Source organism: Roseixanthobacter psychrophilus, assembly GCF_043195195.1.
Lineage (GTDB): Bacteria > Pseudomonadota > Alphaproteobacteria > Rhizobiales > Xanthobacteraceae > NCEH01.
In genome coordinates this window covers 17,444-38,812 of record NZ_JBAFWT010000021.1, presented here as the reverse complement: position 1 = coordinate 38,812, position 21,369 = coordinate 17,444, and the positions used below count along the sequence as shown (strand labels likewise).

The 21,369-nt window shown below is 66.8% G+C and carries 19 protein-coding genes; 14 read left to right on the top strand and 5 right to left on the bottom strand.

The genetic code is table 11. The annotated features are described in order from the left end of the window. Window positions 1–5: 5 nt before the first annotated feature. Window positions 6–1,208 (bottom strand): ABC transporter substrate-binding protein, encoded by a 1,203-nt coding sequence (locus V5F77_RS17755; protein ID WP_429006670.1) that lies wholly within the window; start codon window positions 1,206–1,208, stop codon window positions 6–8. Window positions 1,209–1,330: 122 nt separating this feature from the next. Next, window positions 1,331–2,155 (bottom strand): enoyl-CoA hydratase/isomerase family protein, encoded by an 825-nt coding sequence (locus V5F77_RS17750; protein WP_429006669.1) that lies wholly within the window; start codon window positions 2,153–2,155, stop codon window positions 1,331–1,333. Between the two features lie 112 nt (window positions 2,156–2,267). On the opposite strand from V5F77_RS17750, the gene V5F77_RS17745 reads away from it, so the two are divergent. Both V5F77_RS17745 and V5F77_RS17740 read left to right on the top strand, forming a co-directional pair. Then, the gene (locus tag V5F77_RS17745; RefSeq protein WP_429006721.1) at window positions 2,268–2,948 is read left to right on the top strand and encodes a GntR family transcriptional regulator; all 681 of its coding nucleotides are present in this window, start codon (window positions 2,268–2,270) and stop codon (window positions 2,946–2,948) included. Between the two features lie 79 nt (window positions 2,949–3,027). Next, window positions 3,028–4,515, top strand: coding sequence for an aldehyde dehydrogenase family protein (locus V5F77_RS17740; RefSeq protein ID WP_429006668.1), 1,488 nt, complete (start codon window positions 3,028–3,030; stop codon window positions 4,513–4,515). Here the strand turns inward: V5F77_RS17740 and V5F77_RS17735 are convergent. Next, a complete protein-coding gene (locus tag V5F77_RS17735) occupies window positions 4,512–5,432 on the bottom strand; it encodes a LysR family transcriptional regulator (RefSeq protein ID WP_429006667.1) in 921 nt (306 codons plus the stop codon). The genes V5F77_RS17740 and V5F77_RS17735 overlap by 4 nt on opposite strands. A gap of 119 nt (window positions 5,433–5,551) precedes the next feature. Here V5F77_RS17735 and V5F77_RS17730 point away from each other — a divergent pair, with 119 nt between their 5' ends. From V5F77_RS17730 to speB (V5F77_RS17695), 8 genes are read left to right on the top strand one after another with little or no spacing between them, the layout of a single operon-like run. Next, window positions 5,552–6,547: an ABC transporter substrate-binding protein gene (locus V5F77_RS17730; RefSeq protein WP_429006666.1), complete on the top strand. Its 996-nt coding sequence runs from the start codon at window positions 5,552–5,554 to the stop codon at window positions 6,545–6,547. Further along, entirely contained in the window at window positions 6,544–7,422 is an 879-nt protein-coding gene (locus tag V5F77_RS17725) for an ABC transporter permease (RefSeq protein WP_429006665.1), read from the top strand. The genes V5F77_RS17730 and V5F77_RS17725 overlap by 4 nt, the downstream gene beginning before the upstream one ends. Before the next feature lie 10 nt (window positions 7,423–7,432). Beyond that, on the top strand, window positions 7,433–8,206 hold the full coding sequence (locus tag V5F77_RS17720; protein WP_429006664.1) for an ABC transporter ATP-binding protein: 774 nt from the start codon (window positions 7,433–7,435) through the stop codon (window positions 8,204–8,206). Beyond that, window positions 8,203–8,973, top strand: coding sequence for an SDR family NAD(P)-dependent oxidoreductase (locus V5F77_RS17715; RefSeq protein ID WP_429006663.1), 771 nt, complete (start codon window positions 8,203–8,205; stop codon window positions 8,971–8,973). Before V5F77_RS17720 ends, V5F77_RS17715 begins: the two co-directional genes overlap by 4 nt. Beyond that, entirely contained in the window at window positions 8,967–9,692 is a 726-nt protein-coding gene (locus V5F77_RS17710; RefSeq protein WP_429006662.1) for an SDR family NAD(P)-dependent oxidoreductase, read from the top strand. Before V5F77_RS17715 ends, V5F77_RS17710 begins: the two co-directional genes overlap by 7 nt. An 11-nt stretch (window positions 9,693–9,703) precedes the next feature. After that, entirely contained in the window at window positions 9,704–10,477 is a 774-nt protein-coding gene (locus tag V5F77_RS17705; RefSeq protein WP_429006661.1) for a creatininase, read from the top strand. A gap of 42 nt (window positions 10,478–10,519) precedes the next feature. After that, window positions 10,520–11,497, top strand: a complete 978-nt coding sequence (speB, locus tag V5F77_RS17700; RefSeq protein ID WP_429006660.1) for an agmatinase — start codon at window positions 10,520–10,522, stop codon at window positions 11,495–11,497. 10 nt (window positions 11,498–11,507) lie between these two features. Beyond that, window positions 11,508–12,464, top strand: a complete 957-nt coding sequence (gene speB / locus V5F77_RS17695) for an agmatinase (protein ID WP_429006659.1) — start codon at window positions 11,508–11,510, stop codon at window positions 12,462–12,464. 2 nt (window positions 12,465–12,466) lie between these two features. On the opposite strand, the gene lhgO is transcribed toward speB (V5F77_RS17695), so the two are convergent. Next, a complete protein-coding gene (gene lhgO / locus V5F77_RS17690) occupies window positions 12,467–13,666 on the bottom strand; it encodes an L-2-hydroxyglutarate oxidase (protein WP_429006658.1) in 1,200 nt (399 codons plus the stop codon). 239 nt (window positions 13,667–13,905) lie between these two features. Next, window positions 13,906–14,877 (bottom strand): D-2-hydroxyacid dehydrogenase family protein, encoded by a 972-nt coding sequence (locus tag V5F77_RS17685; RefSeq protein WP_429006657.1) that lies wholly within the window; start codon window positions 14,875–14,877, stop codon window positions 13,906–13,908. 148 nt (window positions 14,878–15,025) lie between these two features. On the opposite strand from V5F77_RS17685, the gene edd reads away from it, so the two are divergent. The 4 genes from edd (at window position 15,026) to xylB (ending at window position 21,369) form a co-directional block, all read left to right on the top strand. Next, entirely contained in the window at window positions 15,026–16,867 is a 1,842-nt protein-coding gene (edd, locus tag V5F77_RS17680; protein ID WP_429006656.1) for a phosphogluconate dehydratase, read from the top strand. 239 nt (window positions 16,868–17,106) lie between these two features. Next, the gene (locus V5F77_RS17675) at window positions 17,107–18,126 is read left to right on the top strand and encodes a LacI family DNA-binding transcriptional regulator (protein WP_429006655.1); all 1,020 of its coding nucleotides are present in this window, start codon (window positions 17,107–17,109) and stop codon (window positions 18,124–18,126) included. Between the two features lie 220 nt (window positions 18,127–18,346). Continuing rightward, complete coding sequence (locus tag V5F77_RS17670; RefSeq protein ID WP_429006654.1) at window positions 18,347–19,828, top strand: FAD-binding oxidoreductase; 1,482 nt, start codon at window positions 18,347–18,349, stop codon at window positions 19,826–19,828. Window positions 19,829–19,854: 26 nt separating this feature from the next. After that, complete coding sequence (gene xylB, locus V5F77_RS17665; RefSeq protein ID WP_429006653.1) at window positions 19,855–21,369, top strand: xylulokinase; 1,515 nt, start codon at window positions 19,855–19,857, stop codon at window positions 21,367–21,369.

The window sequence follows — 21,369 nt, the reverse complement described above, 5'->3', positions numbered from 1 at the left end:
TCGGCTCACTTCTTGACCAGCGAGCACTTGCTTTCCGACAGCGGCATGGTGGCCTCGGCGGCGGGAATGGTGCGCAGGATCTTGTAATAATCCCAGGGATACTTGGATTCGCTCGGATCCTTCACCTGGATCAGATACATGTCATGCTCCATGCGGCCGTCGGCGCGAACCTTGCCGTTGGTGACGAAGAAATCGTTCACCGGCATCTCGCGCATCTTCTCGGCGACCACTTTGCCATCGTCGGAATTGGCCGCCTGCATGGCCTTGAGATAATGCAGCACCGAGGAATAGACGCCGGCCTGGATCATGTCCGGCATGCGGCCGGTCTTCTTCATGTAGCGCTCGCCGAAGGCGCGGCTGGCGTCGTTGCGGTCCCAATAATAGGCCGTGGTTGCAATCAGGCCCTTGGCGGCTTTGAGGCCGAGGGCGTTGACGTCGCTGATCATGATGGCGAGGCCCACCAGACGCTGGCCGCCGTCGGTGATGCCGAATTCGGCTGCCTGCTTGATCGAGTTGATGGTGTCCATGCCACCGTTGGCAAGGCCGATGATCTGCGCCTTTGACCCCTGTGCCTGCAGCAGGAAGGAGGAGAAATCCGCCGAGCCGGTGGGATAGCGCACCTGGCCCACCATCGTGCCGCCGTTGGCCGTGACGGTCTTGGCAATATCCGCCGACATCTGATGGCCGAATGCATAATCGACCACCACGAGATACCAGCTCTTGCCGCCATCCTGGAGCACCGCGCGGGCGGTGCCCACGGCCTGGGAATAGGTGTCCCACGGCCAATGGAAGCCGGTGGGGGAGCAATCCTCATTGGTCAGGCGCGTGGTGGCGGGCCCGGACGCGAGCGTGATCTTGCCGCGCTCCTTCGCCATGCCCTGCACAGCCAGCGCGACCGCCGAATTGGTCAAATCGGCGATGGCGAGGACATTTTCCTCATCGAACCATTTGCGCGCCGTGGCGGCGCCGACATCGGTCTTGTTCTGATGGTCGGCGGAAAGGATCTCGATGGGGCGGCCGAGCACCTTGCCGCCGAAATCCTCTACCGCCATTTTGGCGGCCTCCACCGAACCGACGCCGCCGAACTCGCTGTAGAGGCCCGACTGGTCGTTCAGCACGCCGATGCGGACGGGGCCGTCCGCGGCGTTCGCGGCCGAAAGCGCGAGCAGCGACGCTGCCGCGACCCCGGCGATCAATCCAAGGCGCATGATCATCCTCCCAGGTTTCGGGCGTGACGAAGGTCCGCCCGTTTTCGTTTCCACCCCGCGTTCGCCGGCTTCTTGAGCGTCGTGGGGCATGATTGTCTTTGCGTGCCGAAGCCGCGCGGCCGTCAGGGCGCGACAGCCCGGTCCGCGAATGCCGGCGCGCGTTTTTCCTTCCAGGCCAACAAGCCTTCCTGCGCCTCCGCTGACGTCAGGCTGGCGTCGAAGCGGGCCTGGATCTCGACGGGATCGGCGGTGCCGCGCGCCAGGGCATCGAGCGAGGCCTTCAAGCCGCGCACCGCGTCCGGCGCCCGCTCGGCGCAGGCGGCGGCAAGCGTCTCGGCCCGCGCCATCAGCGCATCCGGCGCCACCAGTTCCTGCAGGAAGCCGAGGCGCAGCATGGCGTCGGCGTCGATGGGCTCGCCGGTCAGCATCAGCAGCTTGGCGGCGGCGGGGCCAAGGCGTTCCACATAGCGGCGCAGGCCGCCATAGGCATATTGGATGCCGAGGCGGGCTGGCGGCATCATCATGCGCGATCCCGCGACGCCGATGCGGATGTCGCAGGCCAGGGCGAAGTCGGTCGCGCCGCCATAGACGCTTCCGTTGAGCGCACAGAGGGTTGGGATCTTGACCGCCTCAACGCGGTCGCACAGCGCGCTGAACGCGTGGGGCTGCGAGACGGCCGAGGTGCCGAAGCCGCCGATGTCGAACCCCGCGCTGAAGCTCGGCCCCTGCGCGGTAAAGACCAGGACCCGGATGCGGCGGTCGTCCTCCACCGCATCCAGCAAGGCGACGAGGCGCGCGATATCCTCACCCTGAAACCGGTTGTGCTGATGGGGCCGGTTCAGCCGGATCACGGCTTGCGCGTCCGCCACGCCCAGGGTGGGCGGGCCGCCTTCGGAGCTGGGCGTGGGTGAGGGAGAGGCGGGTCGTTGCCCGTTGGCGTTCGTCATTCCCTCTTTTTTGATTTCAAAAAAAATATGAGTCAATCTAAAAAAAATATGTGATGGTCGTGGCGTGACGCGGACGGCTTGGACTCGTTAGAGGGAAGGATCTGGCGACTTGGTGGGCGAAACGGCGGTGCAGAAGATCAATCGGACGGGCGAGATCGCGAAATGGATCCGCGGCGAGATCGAATCCGGCGCGCTGCCCCCTGGTGCGCGGCTGGAGGAACGGCCCCTGTCCGAACGGTTTGGCGTCTCCAAGACCCCGGTGCGCGAGGCGCTGATCCAGCTCGCCTCCCTCGGCCTCGTCGACCTGCGCCAGCGGCGCGGCGCCACCGTCACCGTGCTGAGCGTGGAGCAGGTGGTCTCCATGTTCGAGGTCATGACCGAGATGGAGGGCATGGCCGCCAAGCTCGCGGCGGCGCGCATGTCGGCGGAAGACCGCAGAGCGCTCGCTGAAGTTCACGCGAACAGTGCAGAACATGTGGAGAGCGGAGATTCTTCCGCATATGATTTGGCGAACACGCAGTTACATGAGCGAATTTACCGCGGAACATGTAACGAATATCTGGAATTCAACATCAGAGACATGCGTGCGCGGCTGCGGGTCTACCGCCGCTATCCGTTCCAGAAACCGGGTCGGATCGCGCGCTCCTATGATGACCATGGCCAGATCGTCGCGGCGATCCTGGCGGGCGACGGGGCGACGGCCAGCCGGGTGATGCACGAGCATATTACCACGGGCGGTCGCGTGTTCGCCGATCTGGTCGCACAGATGCCCCGCGTCTGGGAGCAGGTCTGACTTCAAGGCTTTGTTATAGAATGGAAAACCGGCGTCACGCCGGAGCGGGGCCGCAGCTTCGCGAACAAGGGAGGACGATATGAACATGGGCGAAAAGACCCTCACCGGCGCGCAACTCCTGCGCCATCCCATGCTGATCGGCGGCGACTGGGTCTGGGCCGCATCCGGCGAAACCCTCGCCGTGGAGAACCCGGCGCGGCGCGAAATCTTCGCCGAGGTGCCCCGGGGCGGCGCCGTAGAAGTCGACCTGGCCGTCGATAAGGCACTGGAAGCATTCATCTCCTGGCGCAAGGTGCCGCCGCGCGAGCGGGGCCGGCTGTTGATGCGGATCGCCGATGGCATCGATGCCCGGCACGAGGAAATCGCCAGAACCGTCGCGACCGAGACCGGCAATGCCCTGCGCACCCAGGCCCGTCCGGAGACCAAGGCGGCAGCGGAGATGTTCCGCTATTTCGGCGGCCTTTCGGGCGAGTTGAAGGGTGAGACCCTGCCGTTCTCAGACGATCTCCTCAGCTACACCCAGCGCGAGCCGCTCGGCGTCGTTGCGGCCGTCATCCCATGGAATGCCCCGTTTTTGCTGGCTGCCGTGAAGATCGCTCCGGCCCTTTGCGCGGGCAACACCATGGTCATGAAGACCGCCGAGGACGCCCCCCTGGCGGTGCTGATGCTGGCGGAGATCTGCGCCGAGCATTTGCCCCCTGGCGTCGTCAACATGTTGACCGGCACCGGCCCGGAATGCGGTGCGCCGCTGATCAACCATCCGAAGGTGGCGAAACTCTCCTTCACCGGCTCCACCGCTGTCGGCAAGCTGGTTATGGAAGCTGCCGCGAAGCGGATTCTTCCGGTTTCCCTTGAGCTTGGCGGCAAGAGCCCCTCCATCGTCTTCCCGGACGCGGATGAGGATTGGGTGGTGGACGGCATCATTTCCGCGATGCGCTTCACCCGTCAAAGCCAGTCTTGCACCGCCGGTTCGCGCCTGTTTCTCCACCGCAAAATCTACGACGGGTTCCTGGAGCGCCTAGCCGACAAGGCGTCGAAGCTGCGCCTCGGCGATCCGCTCGCGGAAGACACGGACATCGGCGCCATCATCAATGAGAAGCAGTTCAAAAAAGTCTGCGGCTATGTTGAAGAAGGCTTGCAGCAGAAGGGCTCGCGCCTCGTCATGGGCGGCCTGCCGGATAAAGATGGGCCGCTGAGCGCGGGCTATTTCATGCGCCCGACCGCGTTCGCACAGGCTGAAAACGATTGGCGTTTGGCGCGCGAGGAAATCTTCGGCCCGGTGCTCGTCGCCATTCCCTGGGAGGACGAGGCGGACGTGGTGAAGATGGCCAATGACAGCCATTATGGCCTTGCCGCCTATATCTGGACCCACGACATCGGCAAGGCGCTGCGCACCGCCCGCGATGTCGAGGCCGGCTGGGTGCAGATCAACCAGGGGGCGGGTCAATTGCCCGGCCATTCCTACGGTGGCTACAAGCAGAGCGGCCTCGGGCGCGAGTTCTCGCTTTCGGCGATGCTGGACAGCTTCACCCAGTCGAAGAACATCACGGTCAACCTCACCCGTTAAATCCGGGCAGGGCGGGCAGCATCGCCGACTTGGGCCTTCAATTCCTTGATGAAGGCATCCACCAGCGGCTGCTCGCCTTTCAGCCGACGCGTCGCGACGAAATGTGCCGATTCAAAGCCGTAGCTTTCCGGCTTTAGGGCCCGCATCTCGCCGCGCCGCGCCCAGTCGTCGCCGATGTGGCGCGGCAGATAGCCGATGAAATGACCGGACAGGATCATCATCACCTGTGCCTCCATATGCATGACCGAGGCGCTCGCGCGCGGATGGTTCACCCGGTAGAGATCGTCGAGGTGTCGATAGCGCCGCACGGAGAAGAGCGCCGCCTCGATCTGCGCGTGTTGCATCTCCCGCATCGGGACCGTGAACAGCGCGTGCCCTTTGCCGCAATAGAGCGCATGGGGTTCGCGGTGCAGGGGGATATAGGTGATGCCCGGCACCTTCTGCGAGAACGGGCCGACCACGATATCGCGGGCGCCATCCATCAACGCCTGCTCAAGCACCAGCGGCGTGCCGAGTTCCAGATCCACGAACACCTCTGAGGCATAGTCCATGTATCGCGCCAGGGCGGTCTGCAGCCCGAGCGTGGGATTGGTCACGACCCCATCGACAATCCCAAGCCGCAGCCGTCCGACCAATGTGCGTTGGTCGCGCCCGATGCGGCTATGGAAGGCATCGACATCTGCAAACAATTGCTTGGCCGCCGCAAAGGTGGATTCCCCGAACGGGGTGAGGCGGAAGCCGGCGCGCCCGCGCTCGCACAATTGCCCGCCGAGCTTGCGCTCCAGGGCCGCCAGATGGGTGGACAGGGTGGATTGAGAAAGGTTGAGGGTGATCTGCGCATCGGCAAACCCGCCTGCTTCGGCCAACGCCACGAACACGCGCAGCAGCCGAAGGTCGATATTATCCAGTCGCCGCATGCACTTTCCTTCACTCAGTGTCTCACATTTAAAATTATCGATGTGAGGTTCCAATAAAAACGATTTTTCCGGATGTGAATATGCCGGAGCATGGCGCCACTTCCAAAGGAGCGACCGCCATGAGGCATAAAGATCGCATTGCCGCTTTTGCCGTTCTGGGCCTGCTGGCCCTTTCGGCCCCGGCTTCCGCCGCCGATAAAATCAGGGTTCTCGCGCCCACCTGGCCGGGTTTTGCGCCCGTCTTCGTGGCCATGGACAAGGGCTATTTCAAAGCCCTCGGCCTTGATGTGGATATGCGGTTCGAGGACGACCGCTCGAACGTCATGGCCGCCATGGCGCGTGGTGACATTGAGGTGGACATGCGCACGGTGGGCGAGCATCAGGGCCGCCCGCGCGATGCCTCCACCCCTGGCATCATCATCGGCACCATCGACAAGTCGGTGGGCGGCGATGGCGTGATCGCGGACGGGTCGATTTCTTCCGTCGCGGCGCTGAAGGGCAAGACCGTGGCGTCCGAGGTCAACATTCCCGCCCGCCTGTTGCTGCAACTGGCGCTGAAGAAGGAGGGGATGACCCTCAAGGACCTGAAGATGAAGGAGATAGCGACCGCCGACACCGTGGCCGTATTCGCCGACCCCTCGATCATGGCGATCGCCACCTACGAGCCCGTCCTGTCGCAGGCGATCACCGCCAACGCGAACCGCAAGGGCAAGATCCTGCTCTCCTCCAAGGATAGCGACATCATCGTCGATATCATCGCGGCGCGTCAGGACGATCTGAAGGCTAACCCGAAGAAGTATCAGGCCTTCCTGAAGGGGATTTATGAAGCGGTCGATCTCTACAAGAAAAATCCGGCGGAATTCATCAAGCTCGCCGCGCCGCACTTCAATTTGAGCGAGGCCGAGGTGAAGGACATTCTCGACACCTCGCTTGCTTATACCTCGCTTGCCGATGCCGAGGCCTATATCGGCACGGCCGGCAAGCCGGGCACGCTCTATGGCATCTTCAACACGGTGATGGAGCTCAACCTGGAGAATGGTGCCGCCGACACCAAGCTCGACCCCGCCCAGCAGATCGACCCCTCGGTGGTTTCCGCAATCGCGGGGACAAAGTGAGCGAGCCTGCCGCAGCATCTTCATCGCCGGCACAGGCCGGCGGTGAGTCCGGCGCGTCATCGGACGGCGCGCCGGCGATGGGCGGTGGGTTCGCGCTGCGCGACCTGTTCCGCCTGCGCGCGCCCTTGCCGCGCACCGTCAGTGCGCTGATCGCGCTGGGCGCCAGTGCGCTCGTTCTGGCGGTTTGGGAAGGGGTCGCGCGGCTCGGGCTTACGAACCCGGTGTTCTTTCCCGCGCCGAGCGCCGTGATTTCGGCCATGGGGCGCATGTTCGCGGACCAGCATCTCGCCTGGAACGCCTGGGTCTCGATCCTGCGGGTTTGGAGCGCGTTTCTGCTGGCGGCGGTCATGGCCATTCCCATCGGCATGATGATGAGCGCCTATCGCGCCATCGGCGCCGCGCTCGAACCCATCGTGGATTTCATCCGCTATCTGCCGGTGCCCGCTTTGGTGCCGCTCTCCATCATCTGGTTCGGCGTCGGGGAGGAGACCAAGATCTTCCTGCTCTGGCTCGGCACCTTCTTCCAATTGGTGCTGCTGGTTTCCGACGACATGCGGCGGGTGCCGCAGGAATATATCGAAATCGCCTATACGGTCGGCGCCAAGCCCGGGCAGGTGCTGAAGGATGTGGCCTTCCGCGCCATGCTGCCGGGGCTGGTGGACAATCTGCGCATCACGCTCGGCTGGTGCTGGACCTATCTGATCATCGCCGAGATCGTCGCGGCGGACAGCGGCCTCGGCTTCGTCATCTGGGCGGCACGCCGCTACATGAAGACGCCGGAAGTGATGGCGGGTGTGTTCCTTATCGGCATCATCGGCCTTCTCACCGACCAATTGCTGCGCGCCGCCCACCGCCGCGCCTTCCGCTATCTGTGAGGGTGCTCGGATGACCGCTCATCTCACCTTCACCAATGTCACCAAGCGCTTCGGCCAAGTCGAGGTGGTGGCGACGCCGTTCAACCTGAAAATCGCGCGCAACGAATTCGTGGTGTTCCTCGGGCCCTCCGGCTGCGGCAAGACCACGTTGATGCGCATGATCGGCGGTCTCGATACGCCGAGCAGCGGGGAAATCCGGCTCGACGGCGCGCCGGTGGGCGGGCCGGACTGGCGGCGCGGCATGGTGTTCCAGTCCTATTCCTCCTTTCCCTGGCTGACGGTGGCGGAGAACGTCGCCTTCGGCATGCGCTACCGCACCGATCTGTCGGAGGAGGAGAAGCTGGGCCGGCGGGATCATTATCTCGATCTGGTCGGCCTCTACGAATTCTCCGACACCTATCCAAACCGGGTCTCCGGCGGCATGCGCCAGCGCATCGCCATCGCCCGCACGCTCGCCGCCGGTTCCGACGTGCTGCTGATGGACGAGCCCTTCGGCGCGCTCGATGCCCAGCGGCGCGAGCAATTGCAGGGCGAATTGCGGCGCATCCAGCGCCGCGATGCCAAGACCGTGGTGTTCGTGACCCACGATGTGGAGGAAGCCGCCTTCCTCGCCGACCGGGTCATCGTGTTTTCCAAGCGCCCGGCGCGGATCATGGCGGAAATCGATGTGCGCGCGCGCCTCGGCGAGGACCGCACGCTGGAGATGCGCGACGGGGCGGATTTCTTCGCCCTGCGCAACGAGATGCTGCGCCTCGTGCGGGCGAGCGCGGGAGAAGAGCCATGATGGCGGGCGGATTGCTGGGCGGCCTCGCGGGGCGCGCGGTTCTGGTGACGGGATCGAGCCGGGGCATCGGCCTCGGCATCGCCCGCGCGTTCGCGGCCGCGGGTGCCGATCTGCATATGCTGGCGGAGGATGACGGCATCTTTGAAGCCGCCGAGCGGCTGGGCGCGCGCGGCCACAGGGCCGACATCACCCGCACCGCCGATCTTGAGGCCGTGGCGCAGGAGATCGCCCATCTCGATGTTCTGGTGAACAATGCAGGGTTGGAGCTGATTACCCCACTGGATGATCCGAGCGCGGAAAACGAGCTGAGATTCCGACGCGTCATCGAGATCAATGTGACGGGCACATTCTTGGCCACCCGCGCTTTTGCGCCGAAGCTCTCCCATGGCGGGCGGATCATCAACACCGCATCCATCTGGTCGCGCACCGCCGAACCTTTGTTCGCCGCCTATGTCGCCTCAAAGCATGCGGTCATCGGCCTGACCAAGACCTTCGCGAAAGAGCTTGGCCCGCGCGGCATCAATGTGAATGCGGTCTGCCCGGGCTGGGTGCGCACGGACGCTTCGCTGCGCTCCCTGCGCGCCATGGCCGAGCGCACCGGCCGGCCGGAGGACGATCTGCTGCGCGAGATCGTGGCGGTGCAGGCGCTGCCCGGCTTCATGGATCCGGACGATGTGGCCGGCACCTATCTGTTTCTGGCTTCCGACCTCGCCGCCAACATTACCGGCCAGAGCCTCGGGGTCGATCGTGGAGAAGCACCGTGGTGAACCCATCTGAGACCTTGCCGCACCAAGGCCTGTGCATCGTCGTCACCGGCGCGGCGAGCGGCATCGGCCGCGCTTGCGCCGACCGGCTGGCGCGCGCCGGCGCCCATGTGGTGGGGTTCGACATTCAGCCGGTGGAAACCACCGCCTGGCATCCCGTCACGGTCGATCTCACCGACGAGGCGGCGGTGGTCGCGTCGATGGATGCGGCGGCGGCGCACCTCGGCGGGCTCGACGTGATCGTGAACAGCGCCGGGCTGGATCTCGAAAGCCCGCTCTGCGCCTTCGATTTCGCCGCCTTCGAGAAGATGCTGGCGGTGAACGTGCGCGGCACCATCCTGATGGCGCGCGAAGCCGCACGGCTGTTCGGCGAACAGGGGCGCATCATCAATATCGCGTCCGAACTCGGCTATCTCGGCCGGCAGGGCGCCTCGGGCTATTGCGCCACCAAGGGCGCCATACTGGCGCTGACCCGTTCCTGGGCGCGCGAGCTTGCCCCGCGCATTTTGGTGAATGCCGTGGCGCCGGGGCCGGTGGATACGCCCTTGCTCAATTTCGCCGGCATGGATGCGGCCCAGCAGGCGCTGGAAACCCACAATCCGCTGCGCCGCATCGGCCGGCCGGAGGAGGTGGCCGAGGCCGTCGCCTTCCTCGCCTCCCGCCATACGAATTTCATCACCGGCCAATGCATCAGCGTCGATGGCGGCGCGGCCATGCACTGAGGGGACATAAGATGGTCGATAGCGTCTACATGGCCGAACTGAGCTGGCCGCAATATCAGGCGAAGGTCGCCGCCGGGGCGACGGTGTTCATTCCCCTCGGCACCACCGAGCAGCACGGCCCCCATTTGCCGCTGAACGTGGACGTGGTGCTGCCCACCGCCGTGTGCGCGCGGGTGGCGGCGCAGATCGGCGGCATCGTCGCGCCGGCGATTCCCTATGGCTACAAGTCCCAGCCCCGCTCCGGCGGCGGCGAAGCCTTTCCCGGCACCACGAGCCTCGATGCCTACACCTTTGCCCTGGTGCTGCGCGATGTGATCCGGGCCCTCGGCGCCGATGGCGTGCGGCGGATCGTGGTGGTGAACGGCCATTACGAGAACATGTGGCCCGGCGTCGAGGGCGTGGACCTCGGCCTGCGCGAGCTGCGCCGTGACGGCATCACCGGCATGCAGCTGATGCGCCTGGAATATTGGGATTTCGCCCGCCGCGAAACGCTGGAACGCCTGTTCCCCGACGGCTTCCCCGGCATCGACCTGGAACATGCGAGCCTGCTGGAAACCTCGCTCATGCTGCTGGTGCGGCCGGAACTGGTGGAGATGGAGAAGGTGCCGTCCGACGGGCCGGCGCAATTCCCCACCTATGACATGCACCCGGTGCCGAAAGGCTTCGTCCCAGCGTCCGGCGTGTTGGCGGTGGCCCATGGCTCCACCGCCGAAAAGGGCCAGTGGCTGATGGACGATTATGTCGCCGGCATTACCGCGGCGGTGCGCAAGGAATTCAATCTCTGACGGCGCGGGCGCGGCCCGCTTGAGCCAGATGGCAGGTTTTTCATGGTTGGAAAGTTCGAGCCGGCGGATTCCGGCAGCATCCCGCGCTTCGCCGGCATCGCCACCTTCATGCGCCTGCCGCAGGCGGAGCCCGGCGAGGTCGATATTGCTTTGCTCGGCGTGCCGTTTGACGGCGGGGTCACCAATCGCGCCGGCACGCGCCATGGTCCGCGCGAATTGCGCAACCAGTCGAGCCTGACCCGCCGGGTGCATCATGTCACCGGCGTCTCCCCCTATGACCAGGCGCGGATCGCCGATTGCGGGGATGCCCCCGTCGATCCCCTCGATCTGATGAAGACCTTGAAGCTGGTGGGCGATTTCTATGCCGGCGTGCGCACCGCCGGGGCGGTGCCGCTTTCGGCCGGCGGCGATCACCTGATGACGCTGCCGATCCTGCGCGGGCTGGTCCCCGACGTACCGGTGGGCGTGGTGCAGTTCGATGCCCATTCCGACACCTATGACGGCTTTTTCGGCGGTAATCCCTACAACCACGGCACCCCGTTCCGCCGCGCCATCGAGGAGGGGCTGATCGATCCCAAGCGCTTCGTCCAGATCGGCCTGCGCGGCGCGATCTCGGATGCCTCGAACTTCGATTTCGCCAAGGCCTGCGGCATCCGCATGATCTTCATGGAGGAATTCATCAAGCGCGGGCCGCAGGACGTGATGGACGAGGTCCACGCCATCCTGGGCGACAAGCCGGCCTATGTGACCTTCGACATCGACAGCCTCGACCCCGCCTTCGCGCCCGGCACCGGAACGCCGGAGATCGGCGGCTTCACCACCCGCGAGACGCAGCACATGGTGCGGGCGCTCGCGGGGCTGAACCTGATCGGCGCGGACCTCGTGGAGGTGTCGCCGCCGTTCGACCCGTCCGGCCTCACGGCGCTGACGGGCGCAAGCATCATGTTCGAGCTTCTGTGCGTGCTGGCCGATGCGGTCGCGGCGCGCCGGGGCGCCCCGCTCGCCCTGGAAGCGGTCTGAGGAGAATCCAATGGCCCACGGATATCAGAGCGGCCGGCTCGACCTGCCCTTCGTCGGCATCTGCACCTTCGGCAAATACCCGCTCGGGCTCGATTGGGAAAACATCGAGGCGGATGTCGCGATTCTCGGCGCGCCGTTCGACCTTGGCACCCAATGGCGTTCCGGCGCCCGCTCGGGCCCGCGCGCGATCCGCGAGGCCTCCACCTTGTTCGCCTTCGGTCATTCCGGCGCCTATGACCATGAGGATGACGTGGTCTATCTGCCCGCCGGTGCCGCGCGCATCCTCGACATGGGCGATGCGGATATGATCCACACCGACACCGCCCAAAGCCACGCCAATATTGAAGCCTGCGTGCGCAAGATCCTTCAGGCCGGGGCGCTGCCGGTGGTGATGGGGGGCGATCATTCCGTCAACATCCCCTGCGTCGCCGCCTTTTCCGACGAGGCGCCGATCCATCTGGTGCAGTTCGACGCGCATCTGGATTTCGTCGATGAGCGACACGGCGTGCGCAATGGCCATGGCAGCCCCATGCGCCGCGCCGCCGAGCGCGCCCATGTCACCGGCCTGACCCAGCTCGGCATTCGCAATGTCTCTTCCACCGCCCGCGAGGGCTATGAGGATGCCCGCCGCATGGGCAGCGATATCCTCAGCGTGCGGCAGATCCGAAAGCTTGGGACCGAGGCGGTGCTGGAGCGCATTCCGGCGGGCGCGCGCTATTATCTCAGCATCGACATCGACGGCTTCGACCCCTCCATCGCTCCCGGCACCGGCACGCCGAGCCATGGTGGCTTCACCTATTACGAGGTGCTGGAGCTGCTGGACGGCCTCGCCAAGCGGGGCACCATCGTCGGCGTGGATCTGGTGGAGGTGGCGCGTGAATATGATCCGGCCGGCGTCACCGCCATCCTCGCCGCGCAGGTGCTGCTGAACCTCATCGGCCGCATCCTGCACCAGCGCGGCCGCTGAGTTTAGGCCGCCCGCGCGCCCATGAGCTTGTCGGCGATCATCTCGCCGATGGGCAAAGCGGCGGTGGCGGCGGGGGAGGGCGCATTGCACACATGCAGCGAGCGCGGCGTCTGCTCGAACAGGAAGTCGTGCACCAAGGTTCCGTCCGCCAGCACCGCCTGGGCGCGGATGCCGGCTTCATAGGGCTGGAGGTCCGCCATGGTCAGGTCCGGGCAATATTTGCGGCATTGCGCGAGATAGCCGGCGGGCAGGAGGGAATTCTTCAGCTCCTTGATCGCCGCGCGCGGATTGTTGGCGAGCGTGTGCCAGAAGCCGGGGAAGCTGAGCGTATCGGCGAGATCGGCCGCGTTCACCGAGAGCTTGGGATAGCCCTCGCGCGCCATGCCGAGCACGGCGTTGGGGCCGACCGTCACCGAGCCGTCGATCATGCGGGTGAGGTGGATGCCGAGGAACGGCAAGGTGGGGTCCGGCACGGGATAGATCAGGTGCTTGACGATGGCATTGCGGCTCGGTGGCAGGCGATAATATTCGCCCCGGAACGGCACGATGCGGTGGGTGACCTTCAGCCCGGCAAGGCGCGCGATGCGGTCGGATTGCAGGCCGGCGCAGGCCACCAGCATCTTGCCGCGATGGGTGACGCCGCCGCTGCGCACCTCCACATCGCCCGCCCCCTCGCGGATCGCATCCACCTTTGCGCCGAGCCGGATGGTGCCGCCCGCCGCCTCGATCTCTCGGGCCAGGGCGACGCAGACCTGCTTGTAATCGACGATGCCGGTGGAGGGCACGAACAGGGCGCCGATGCCGGTGATGTTGGGTTCGCGCCGCCGCAGCTCGGCACCGTCCAGCCGCTCCACTTCCACGCCGTTTGAGGCGGCGCGCTGGTAGAGCGCGTCCATGCGCGCCAGTTCCTCCGCGTCGGTGGCCACCAGCAGCTTGCCGCAGGTCTCAAACGCGATGTTGTGGGCGCGGCAGAAGTCCTTGGTCGCCTGGGCGCCGGTGCGGCACAGCTCGGCCTTGAAGCTGCCGGGGGCATAATAGATGCCGGCATGGATCACGCCGCTGTTGTGTCCGGTCTGGTGGCGCGCGAGGCCGCCTTCCTTCTCCAGCAGCAGCACGCCCGCGCCGGGCCGGCGCCGGAGGATCTCGCGCGCGGTGGACAGGCCGACGATGCCGCCGCCGATGATGATGAAATCATAGAGCATGATGCTCGTTTCCTCCCACAGATTGCGGCGGTGTACCAGCGCCGGAGACCGCGCCCGATCGATGCGTGAGGCCTCAAGTGTTCTCGTTGCCGATTTCCGCACCCGCCGACCTGCCCCCTCCCTAACCCTCCCCCGCAGGCGGGAGAGGGGACAACGCGTTGCGGGAGAAGCAAGTCTCATCCTGATCAATCTTCTCCCTCTCCCGCTTGCGGGGAGCGGGAAGGCATCCCGGGGTGCCCTCAGCCCTCCAGGGGGCGGATCGGCACGCCGGCCCGCCAGGCGGCGATGGCCTCGACGATCTGCGGGAAGGCGATACGATAGGTGTTTTCCGTGACATAGCCGATGTGGGGCGTCGCCAGCACATTCGGCAGGAAGCGGAACGGGTGGTCCGGCGCCAGCGGCTCGGTGTCGAACACGTCGAGCGCGGCACCGGCGATGCGGCGGGCCTGGAGCGCCTCGATCAGCGCCGGCTCGCTCACCAGCGGCCCGCGCGAGGTGTTGACCAGGAAGGCGCCCGGCTTCATCAGGCCGAGTTCTGCCGCCCCGACGATGCCCTGCGTGCGGGCGCCGAGCTTGAGGTGGATGGTCAGCACATCGGCGCGGGCGAACAATTCCTCTTTCTCCACCCGCTTCACCCCGGCCTCGGCGGCGCGCTCTGCGGTGAGGTTCTGGCTCCAGGCGATCACCTCCATGCCGAACGCCTTGCCGAATTGCGCCACCGCCGTGCCGATCCGGCCGAGGCCGAGCACGCCCAGCGTCTTGCCGGCGATGTCGATGCCGAGGCCGGTTTGCCAGCCGCCGGCGCGCACCGACGCGGCCTCGCGGTGCAGGCCCCGCGTCACCGCCAGCACCAGCGCCCAGGTGAGGGCCGGCGTCGCATGGGGATCGCCGCCGGCGGTGCCGCACACCGCGATGCCGCGCGCCTTGGCCGCTGCGGTATCGATCGAGGCATTCCACATGCCGATGGTGACGATGAGTTTGAGCTGCGGCAGGCGGGCGATCAGCGCCGCGTCGACGGGGGTGCGCTCGCGCGTGAGCACCAGTGCGTCGAACGGCGCGAGGCGGGCCGCCAATTGGTCCTGATCGGCCACGGTGTCGTGGAAGAACACCACGTCGGCAGCGGGTTTGAGGCTGCCCCAATCTGCCATTCCCTCGGCGACGCTCTGGTAGTCGTCCAGGACGGCGACGCGGGCGGGTACAGGCTGTGTCATTGAAATGCTCGCTATTGGGCGCATGTGTTGCGGATGCCTTTGATCCGGCTTCGGGGCTAAAATGGCAATCTCAGTCCGTGAATCGGATCGCGCCGGAGCGGCAGCGCTCGCCCGCCGGGTCATCCATCCAGCCAGCCAGGAGGTCCGAATGGCCATCCAAGCCAGTCTCAATGCCCGCATCGGCGAGGTGACGCAGCGCATTGCTGAGCGCAGCCGCGCCAGCCGCGCGCGCTATCTCGACCGCATCGCCGCCGCCGGCGAGGCCGGACCCCGCCGGCGCGCGCTCGGATGCGCCAACCAGGCCCATGGATTCGCCGCCTGCCTGCCCGGCGACAAGGCCGAGCTGCGCGCCGGGGAGGGCGGAAATCTCGCGATTGTGACCGCCTATAACGACATGCTCAGCGCCCACCAGCCCTATGAGCGCTTCCCCGAGATGATCCGCGAAGCCGCCCGCGACGTGGGCGGTGTCGCGCAGGTGGCGGGCGGGGTGCCGGCCATGTGCGACGGCGTCACCCAGGGCGAGGCGGGCATGGAGCTGTCCTTGTTCTCCCGCGAGGTGATCGCGCTCTCCACGGCGGTGGCGCTCTCGCACCAGACCTTCGATGCCGCCGTGTTCCTGGGCATCTGCGACAAGATCGTGCCCGGCCTGATCATCGGCGCGCTGTCCTTCGGCCATCTGCCGGCGGTGTTCATCCCGAGCGGCCCCATGACCTCGGGCCTGCCGAACGACGAGAAATCCCGCATCCGCCAGCTCTTCGCCGAGGGCAAGATCGGCCGCGATGCGCTGCTGGAGGCGGAGTCCCAATCCTACCACGGGCCCGGCACCTGCACCTTCTACGGCACCGCCAACACCAATCAGATGATGATGGAAATCATGGGCGTGCATCTGCCGGGCGCGTCCTTCGTCAATCCCAACACGCCGCTGCGCGATGCGCTCACCCGCGAGGGCACCAGGCGGGCGCTCGCCAATAGCGCGCTCGGCAATCATTACACCCCGCTCGGGCGGATGCTGGACGAGAAGGCGTTCGTGAACGGCGTGGTGGGCCTGCACGCCACCGGCGGCTCCACGAACCACACGCTCCATATCGTCGCCATGGCGGCGGCGGCGGGCATCGTCCTGACCTGGAACGACTTTTCCGATCTTGCCGAAGTGGTGCCGCTGCTCACCCGCGTCTATCCCAACGGCAAGGCGGACGTGAACCATTTCCACGCCGCCGGCGGCATGGGCTTCGTCATCCGCGAACTGCTCTCCGCCGGCCTGCTGCACGAGGATGTGGAGACCGTGTGGGGCACCGGCCTTTCCGGCTACACGGCCGAGCCGGGCCTGGATGAAAACGGCGCTTTGGTGTGGCGCGACGCCACGGCGGCGAGCGGCGACGAGGCGGTGTTGCGTCCGATTGCGCGAGCGTTCCAGCCCACCGGGGGGCTCAAGGTGCTGGACGGCAATCTCGGCCGTGCGGTCATCAAGACCTCGGCGGTGGCGCCGGAGCGCCATGTCATCGAGGCGCCGGCGCGGGTGTTCCATTCCCAGGAGGCGCTGCAGGCGGCGTTCAAGGCCGGCAGCCTCACGGGGGATTTCGTCGCCGTGGTGCGGTTCCAGGGACCGAAGGCCAATGGCATGCCGGAATTGCACAAGCTCCTACCGCCGCTCGGTGTTTTGCAGGATCGCGGGCAGAAGGTGGCGCTGGTGACCGATGGGCGCATGTCCGGCGCCTCGGGCAAGGTGCCATCCGCCATCCACGTGACGCCGGAAGCCGCCGCCGGGGGGCCGATCGGCAAGATCCGCGATGGCGATCTGGTGCGGCTCGATGGCGTTTCCGGCCATCTCACCGCGCTGGTGGATGCGGACGAATGGGCCGCCCGCGCACCGGCACAGGAGGATCTCTCGGACTCCCACGTGAATGTGGGCCGGGAATTGTTTGCACCGTTCCGAAATGCGGTGGGGACGGCGGATACCGGGGCGAGCATCTTTTCGCTCACGGCGGCCTGAGCGAAAGCAAGTGATCGCAACGGGTTTTGGCCCTCGATGTTTCACGTGAAACGTTGAGGGCCGTAGAAGAACACGTGAAATCAGGCCCTGAACTTCGTGAACATTGCAACTAAACCTGAATTTCCGCGCAGAATTTCTGAATTGCTAAAAAAATGCGTCCCATTGCCGGTGGATGCGGGCGCGATGTAAGCTTCGCCCCGCGATCGAGCGCGGGGCAGGGAGATGGGTCAGGGGTCGGCATGGCGCGAGTGACACTGGCCAGGGTGACGCTTGCCGACGTGGCGCGCGTGGCCGGGGTCGACATGTCCACGGCCTCGCGCGTGCTGCGGGGCGAGGCGACCCAGCGGGTGCGCGAGGAGACCCGCGCCCGCATCCTCAAGGTGGCCGAGGAGATGCAGTATCTCGCCAATCCCCTGGCGCGGGGCCTGCGCACGGCGCGCACCTATACCCTCGGCATCCTGGTGCCGCAGCTCGACAATCCGGTATTCGCCTCGGCCATTCGCGGGGCCGAGCTGGCGGCGGCGGACCTTGGCTATTCGCTGCTGATCTCCCATCGCGAGCCGGGGGCGGCGGCCTCCACCATCGCCAAGCTCTCGCAGATGAACCGGGTGGACGGCCTGCTGGTGGCGAGCCTCGATGATGACGCGGTGCTGCGCACCGACCTGAAGGCGGCGCAGGTGCCCTATGTGCTGCTCAACCGCACCTTGCCGGGCGCGCCGCTGAGCGTGGTGCTGGACAGCCGCGCGGCGGCGCGCACGGCGGTGGAGCATCTGGTGGAGCTGGGCCACCGGCGCATCGCCCATCTCGCCGGCCGGGCCGGCGGCTTCAACGCCGCCGAGCGCCAGCAGGGCTATCGCGAGGGGCTGGAGGCCGCCGGCATCGTCTATGATCCCGCCTTGGTGGCGGTGGCGGGCTATACGGCGGAAGGCGGCATGGCAGCGATGCGCGACCTGCTGGCGCAGCGGCCCACGGCGGTGCTGGCCGCGACCCTGGTTTCGGCGGCGGGCGCCATGGTGGTGCTGCACGAGCAGGGCATCCGCATTCCCGAGGATGTCTCGGTGCTCGGCCTGCACGACGCGCCGGTGGCGCGCATGCTCTATCCCGCACTCACCACGGTGATGATGCCGACCGAGGAAATGGGGCGGGTCGCCGCCTCGCTGCTGATCCGCAGCCTCAATGGCGAGGCGCCGGAGGCGGTGCCGCCGCTGCCGCCCGGCGCGCTGATGCCGCGCGCCTCCACCGGCCCCGCGCCGCGCTGAGCGCGGCTTTCCTGCGCCGCGGCCCCTCCCTCGCAGGGACCCTCCAATAAAGCCGCTTGACGGGATGGGTTGCGTCTGACAGCTTTGAACAAACGATTGTTCAGACGTGAAACAAGCCGTCAAGGCCATCGCGGCGAACGAGAAGACTGAAACGGGAGGACGCCAAGATGTCGGCACGCATGTGCCAGCACGTCTGCGCCTCCGCTTGCGAGAGGTGCACATGACCGGGCCAGCCATCGCCGCGAACCAGGATGCGGATCAGGCCGACAGCGCGTTGGCGGCAGAGTTCGCCGCGATCGTCGGGGCGGACAATACGCTGACCGAACTGGAGGCGCGCAGCGCCTATGCCCACGACCGGCTGCCGTTCGCCAATTTCCGCGCCCGCTCCGGCAAGCTCGCCGGGGTGATGCCGCGCCTGGTGGTGCGTCCGCGCTCCGCCGCCGAGGTGGCGCAGGTGGTGCGGTTCGCCCATGACCGCTCAATCCAGCTGATCCCGTTCGGCAACGGCTCCGGCGTGCTGGGGGGCGCCATTCCGCTCGGCCGCGAGGTGATGGTGGACCTGCGCTTGCTGGACAAGATCGTCTCCATCGACCCGGTCAACGCCATGGTGACGGTCGAGGCCGGCATGAATGGCGCGGTGTTCGAGGCGGCGCTGAACGCCGAGGGGTTCACCACCGGCCATCTGCCCCAATCGATCGAGATTTCCACCGTGGGCGGCTGGGCCGCCTGCCGGGGCGGCGGGCAGGCGTCCAGCCGCTACGGCAAGATCGAGGACATGGTGGTGGGGCTGAAGGCGGTGCTGCCGGACGGCACGCCGCTGGAGATCCGCCCGGTGGCGCGGCGCTCCGTCGGCCCCTCTTTGCGCGACCTGCTGGTGGGCAGCGAGGGCGCGTTCGGCATCATCACCGAACTCACCTTGCGCCTGTGGAAGCTGCCGGAAGTCGAGCGCGGCGTGGTGCTGGCCTTCCCCTCGCTGGAGGCCGCCTGGGAGAGCGCGCGCGGCATCATGCAGGCGGAGTTGCGGCCCACCATCGCCCGCATCTATGACGCCGCCGAAAGCGCCGAGCGCACCGCCGACATCGCCTTGTTCAAGACCAAGCCGATCCTCGCCATCCTGGTGTTCTCGGGCGCCGAGCCGGTGGTCAGCGCGGAACAGGACGCGGCGCTTGCCATCGCCCGCGCCCACGGCGCCGAAATCGGCCCGGACGGGCCGTTCCACCATTGGAAGGAAAACCGCTACGTCGCCTATTCCCAGAAATGGCAGGCGGCGGGCTATTACAACGACACGGTGGAGGTCACGGGAAACTGGTCCGCCATCCCCGGCATGTATGCGGCCATGGTCGCGGCGGTGCGGGAGATTTATCCCGACATCCATTTCGGCGCCCACTGGTCGCACATCTATCCCGAGGGGGCGTGCCAATACATGACCATCCGCCTGCCGCCCATGGAGGAAGCCAAGGCCCTGCCGCTTCATGCCCGGCTGTGGGAGGCGCTGCAGACCCTCGCCCTCGACCATGGCGGCTCCATCGCCCATCATCATGGGGTCGGGGTGTTCCGCAATCCGTGGATCGCGCGCGAATTGGGGACGGGGCTCGGCGTGCTGCAGGCCATCAAGGATGCGCTCGATCCCGGCAATCTCATGAATCCGGGCAAGCTCGGCCTGCGCCCGGCCGCCGGCGCGCGGGACGTGCGCAATGGTTGAGCGTGGCGCAAGCGTGGAGATGATCCATGGCGGGTGATCTCCTGCTCGGCATCGATCTTGGCGCGGGCTCGCTGAAGGCGAGCGTGATCCGCGCCGACGGCACGCTGGTGGCCGAAGCCTCCGCCCTCATCGCCACCTCCAGCCCCCATCCCGGCTGGAGCGAGCAGGACCCGCACGATTGGTGGCGGGCGGTGTGCGAAGCGGTGCCGCGCGCGGTGGAGGCGGCGAGCGCCGATCCCCGTTCCATCGCCGCCGTGGCGTTTTCCGCCGGCGCCCACACCCAGGTGCTGGAGGACAAGGCCGGCGCGGTGATCCGCCCTGCCATCTTGTGGAACGACCAGCGCTCCGGCGCCGAGACGCGTGAACTGCGGGAGATGGCGGACGCCCGCATTCTGGAGATCGGCGCCAACCGCGCCAACCCCACCTGGACCCTGCCGCAGATGGCCTGGCTGCGCCGCCACGAGCCCGAAGCCTTTGCCCGCGTGCATCGGCTCTATGTGGCCAAGGATTGGCTGCGCGCCCAGCTCACCGGCACCTGGGAGACCGACCCGATCGACGCGGTCGGCACCCTGATGGCCGATGCCCGTACCGGCGGCTGGTCACAGGAATTGTGCGATATGATCGGCTGGCCGATGCACACCCTGCCGCCCATCGTGCCGGCGAAATCCGTAGTCGGCGCCGTCACGGCGGCGGCGGCGCGGGCCACCGGGCTCGCGGAAGGCACACCCGTGGTGTGCGGCACCTCCGACACCGCTACGGAGACCTATGGCGCCGGCATGGTGCGCGAGGGGCTGGGCGTGGTGAAGCTCGCCACGGCGGCCACCGTGAGCGTGCTTTCGCCGTATGCGCGGCCGGATTTCACGGTGATCAATTATCCCCACATCGTGCCCGACCATTGGTATGTGATCGCCGCCACCAATTCCTGCGCCTCGGCCCACAAATGGCTGCGCGACACCTTCTATCGCCGTCCCGGCGAGGACGGCGGGGCGGTGTTTTCCGCCATGGACGAGGCCGCCGCAAAGGTGGCGCCGGGATCGGAGGGATTGTTCTTCCATCCCTATCTCAACGGCGAGCGCAGCCCCCATTGGGACCCGTTGCTGCGGGCCGATTATGTCGGCATCGGCTTCAACCACGGCCCCGGCCATTTCGTGCGGGCGCTCTATGAGGGCATCGCCTATTCGCTGCGCGACTGCCTGTTGGCGCTGCGGGCGAAGGACCTCGATTTCACCACCGCCCGCCTCACCGGCGGCGGCGCGAAAAGCGCGCTGTGGCGCCAGATCGTCGCCGACGTGCTGAACGTGGAGGTGGAACTGCCCGCGGTCGCCGATGCCTCGTTCGGCGCGGCGCTTCTGGCGGGGGTCGGTGTCGGCCTCTATGCCGACGAGCGGGACGCCGAACGCGCCATCCATGTGGTCTCGCGCGCCAAGCCCGATCCCGAACGCGCCGCGCTCTATGCGCGCGGCCATGAAATCTATGTGGATGTGCAGGCCGCGATGGCACCGCTCAATCATCGCATCCGCGCGTTCGTGGAGGCGCGATGA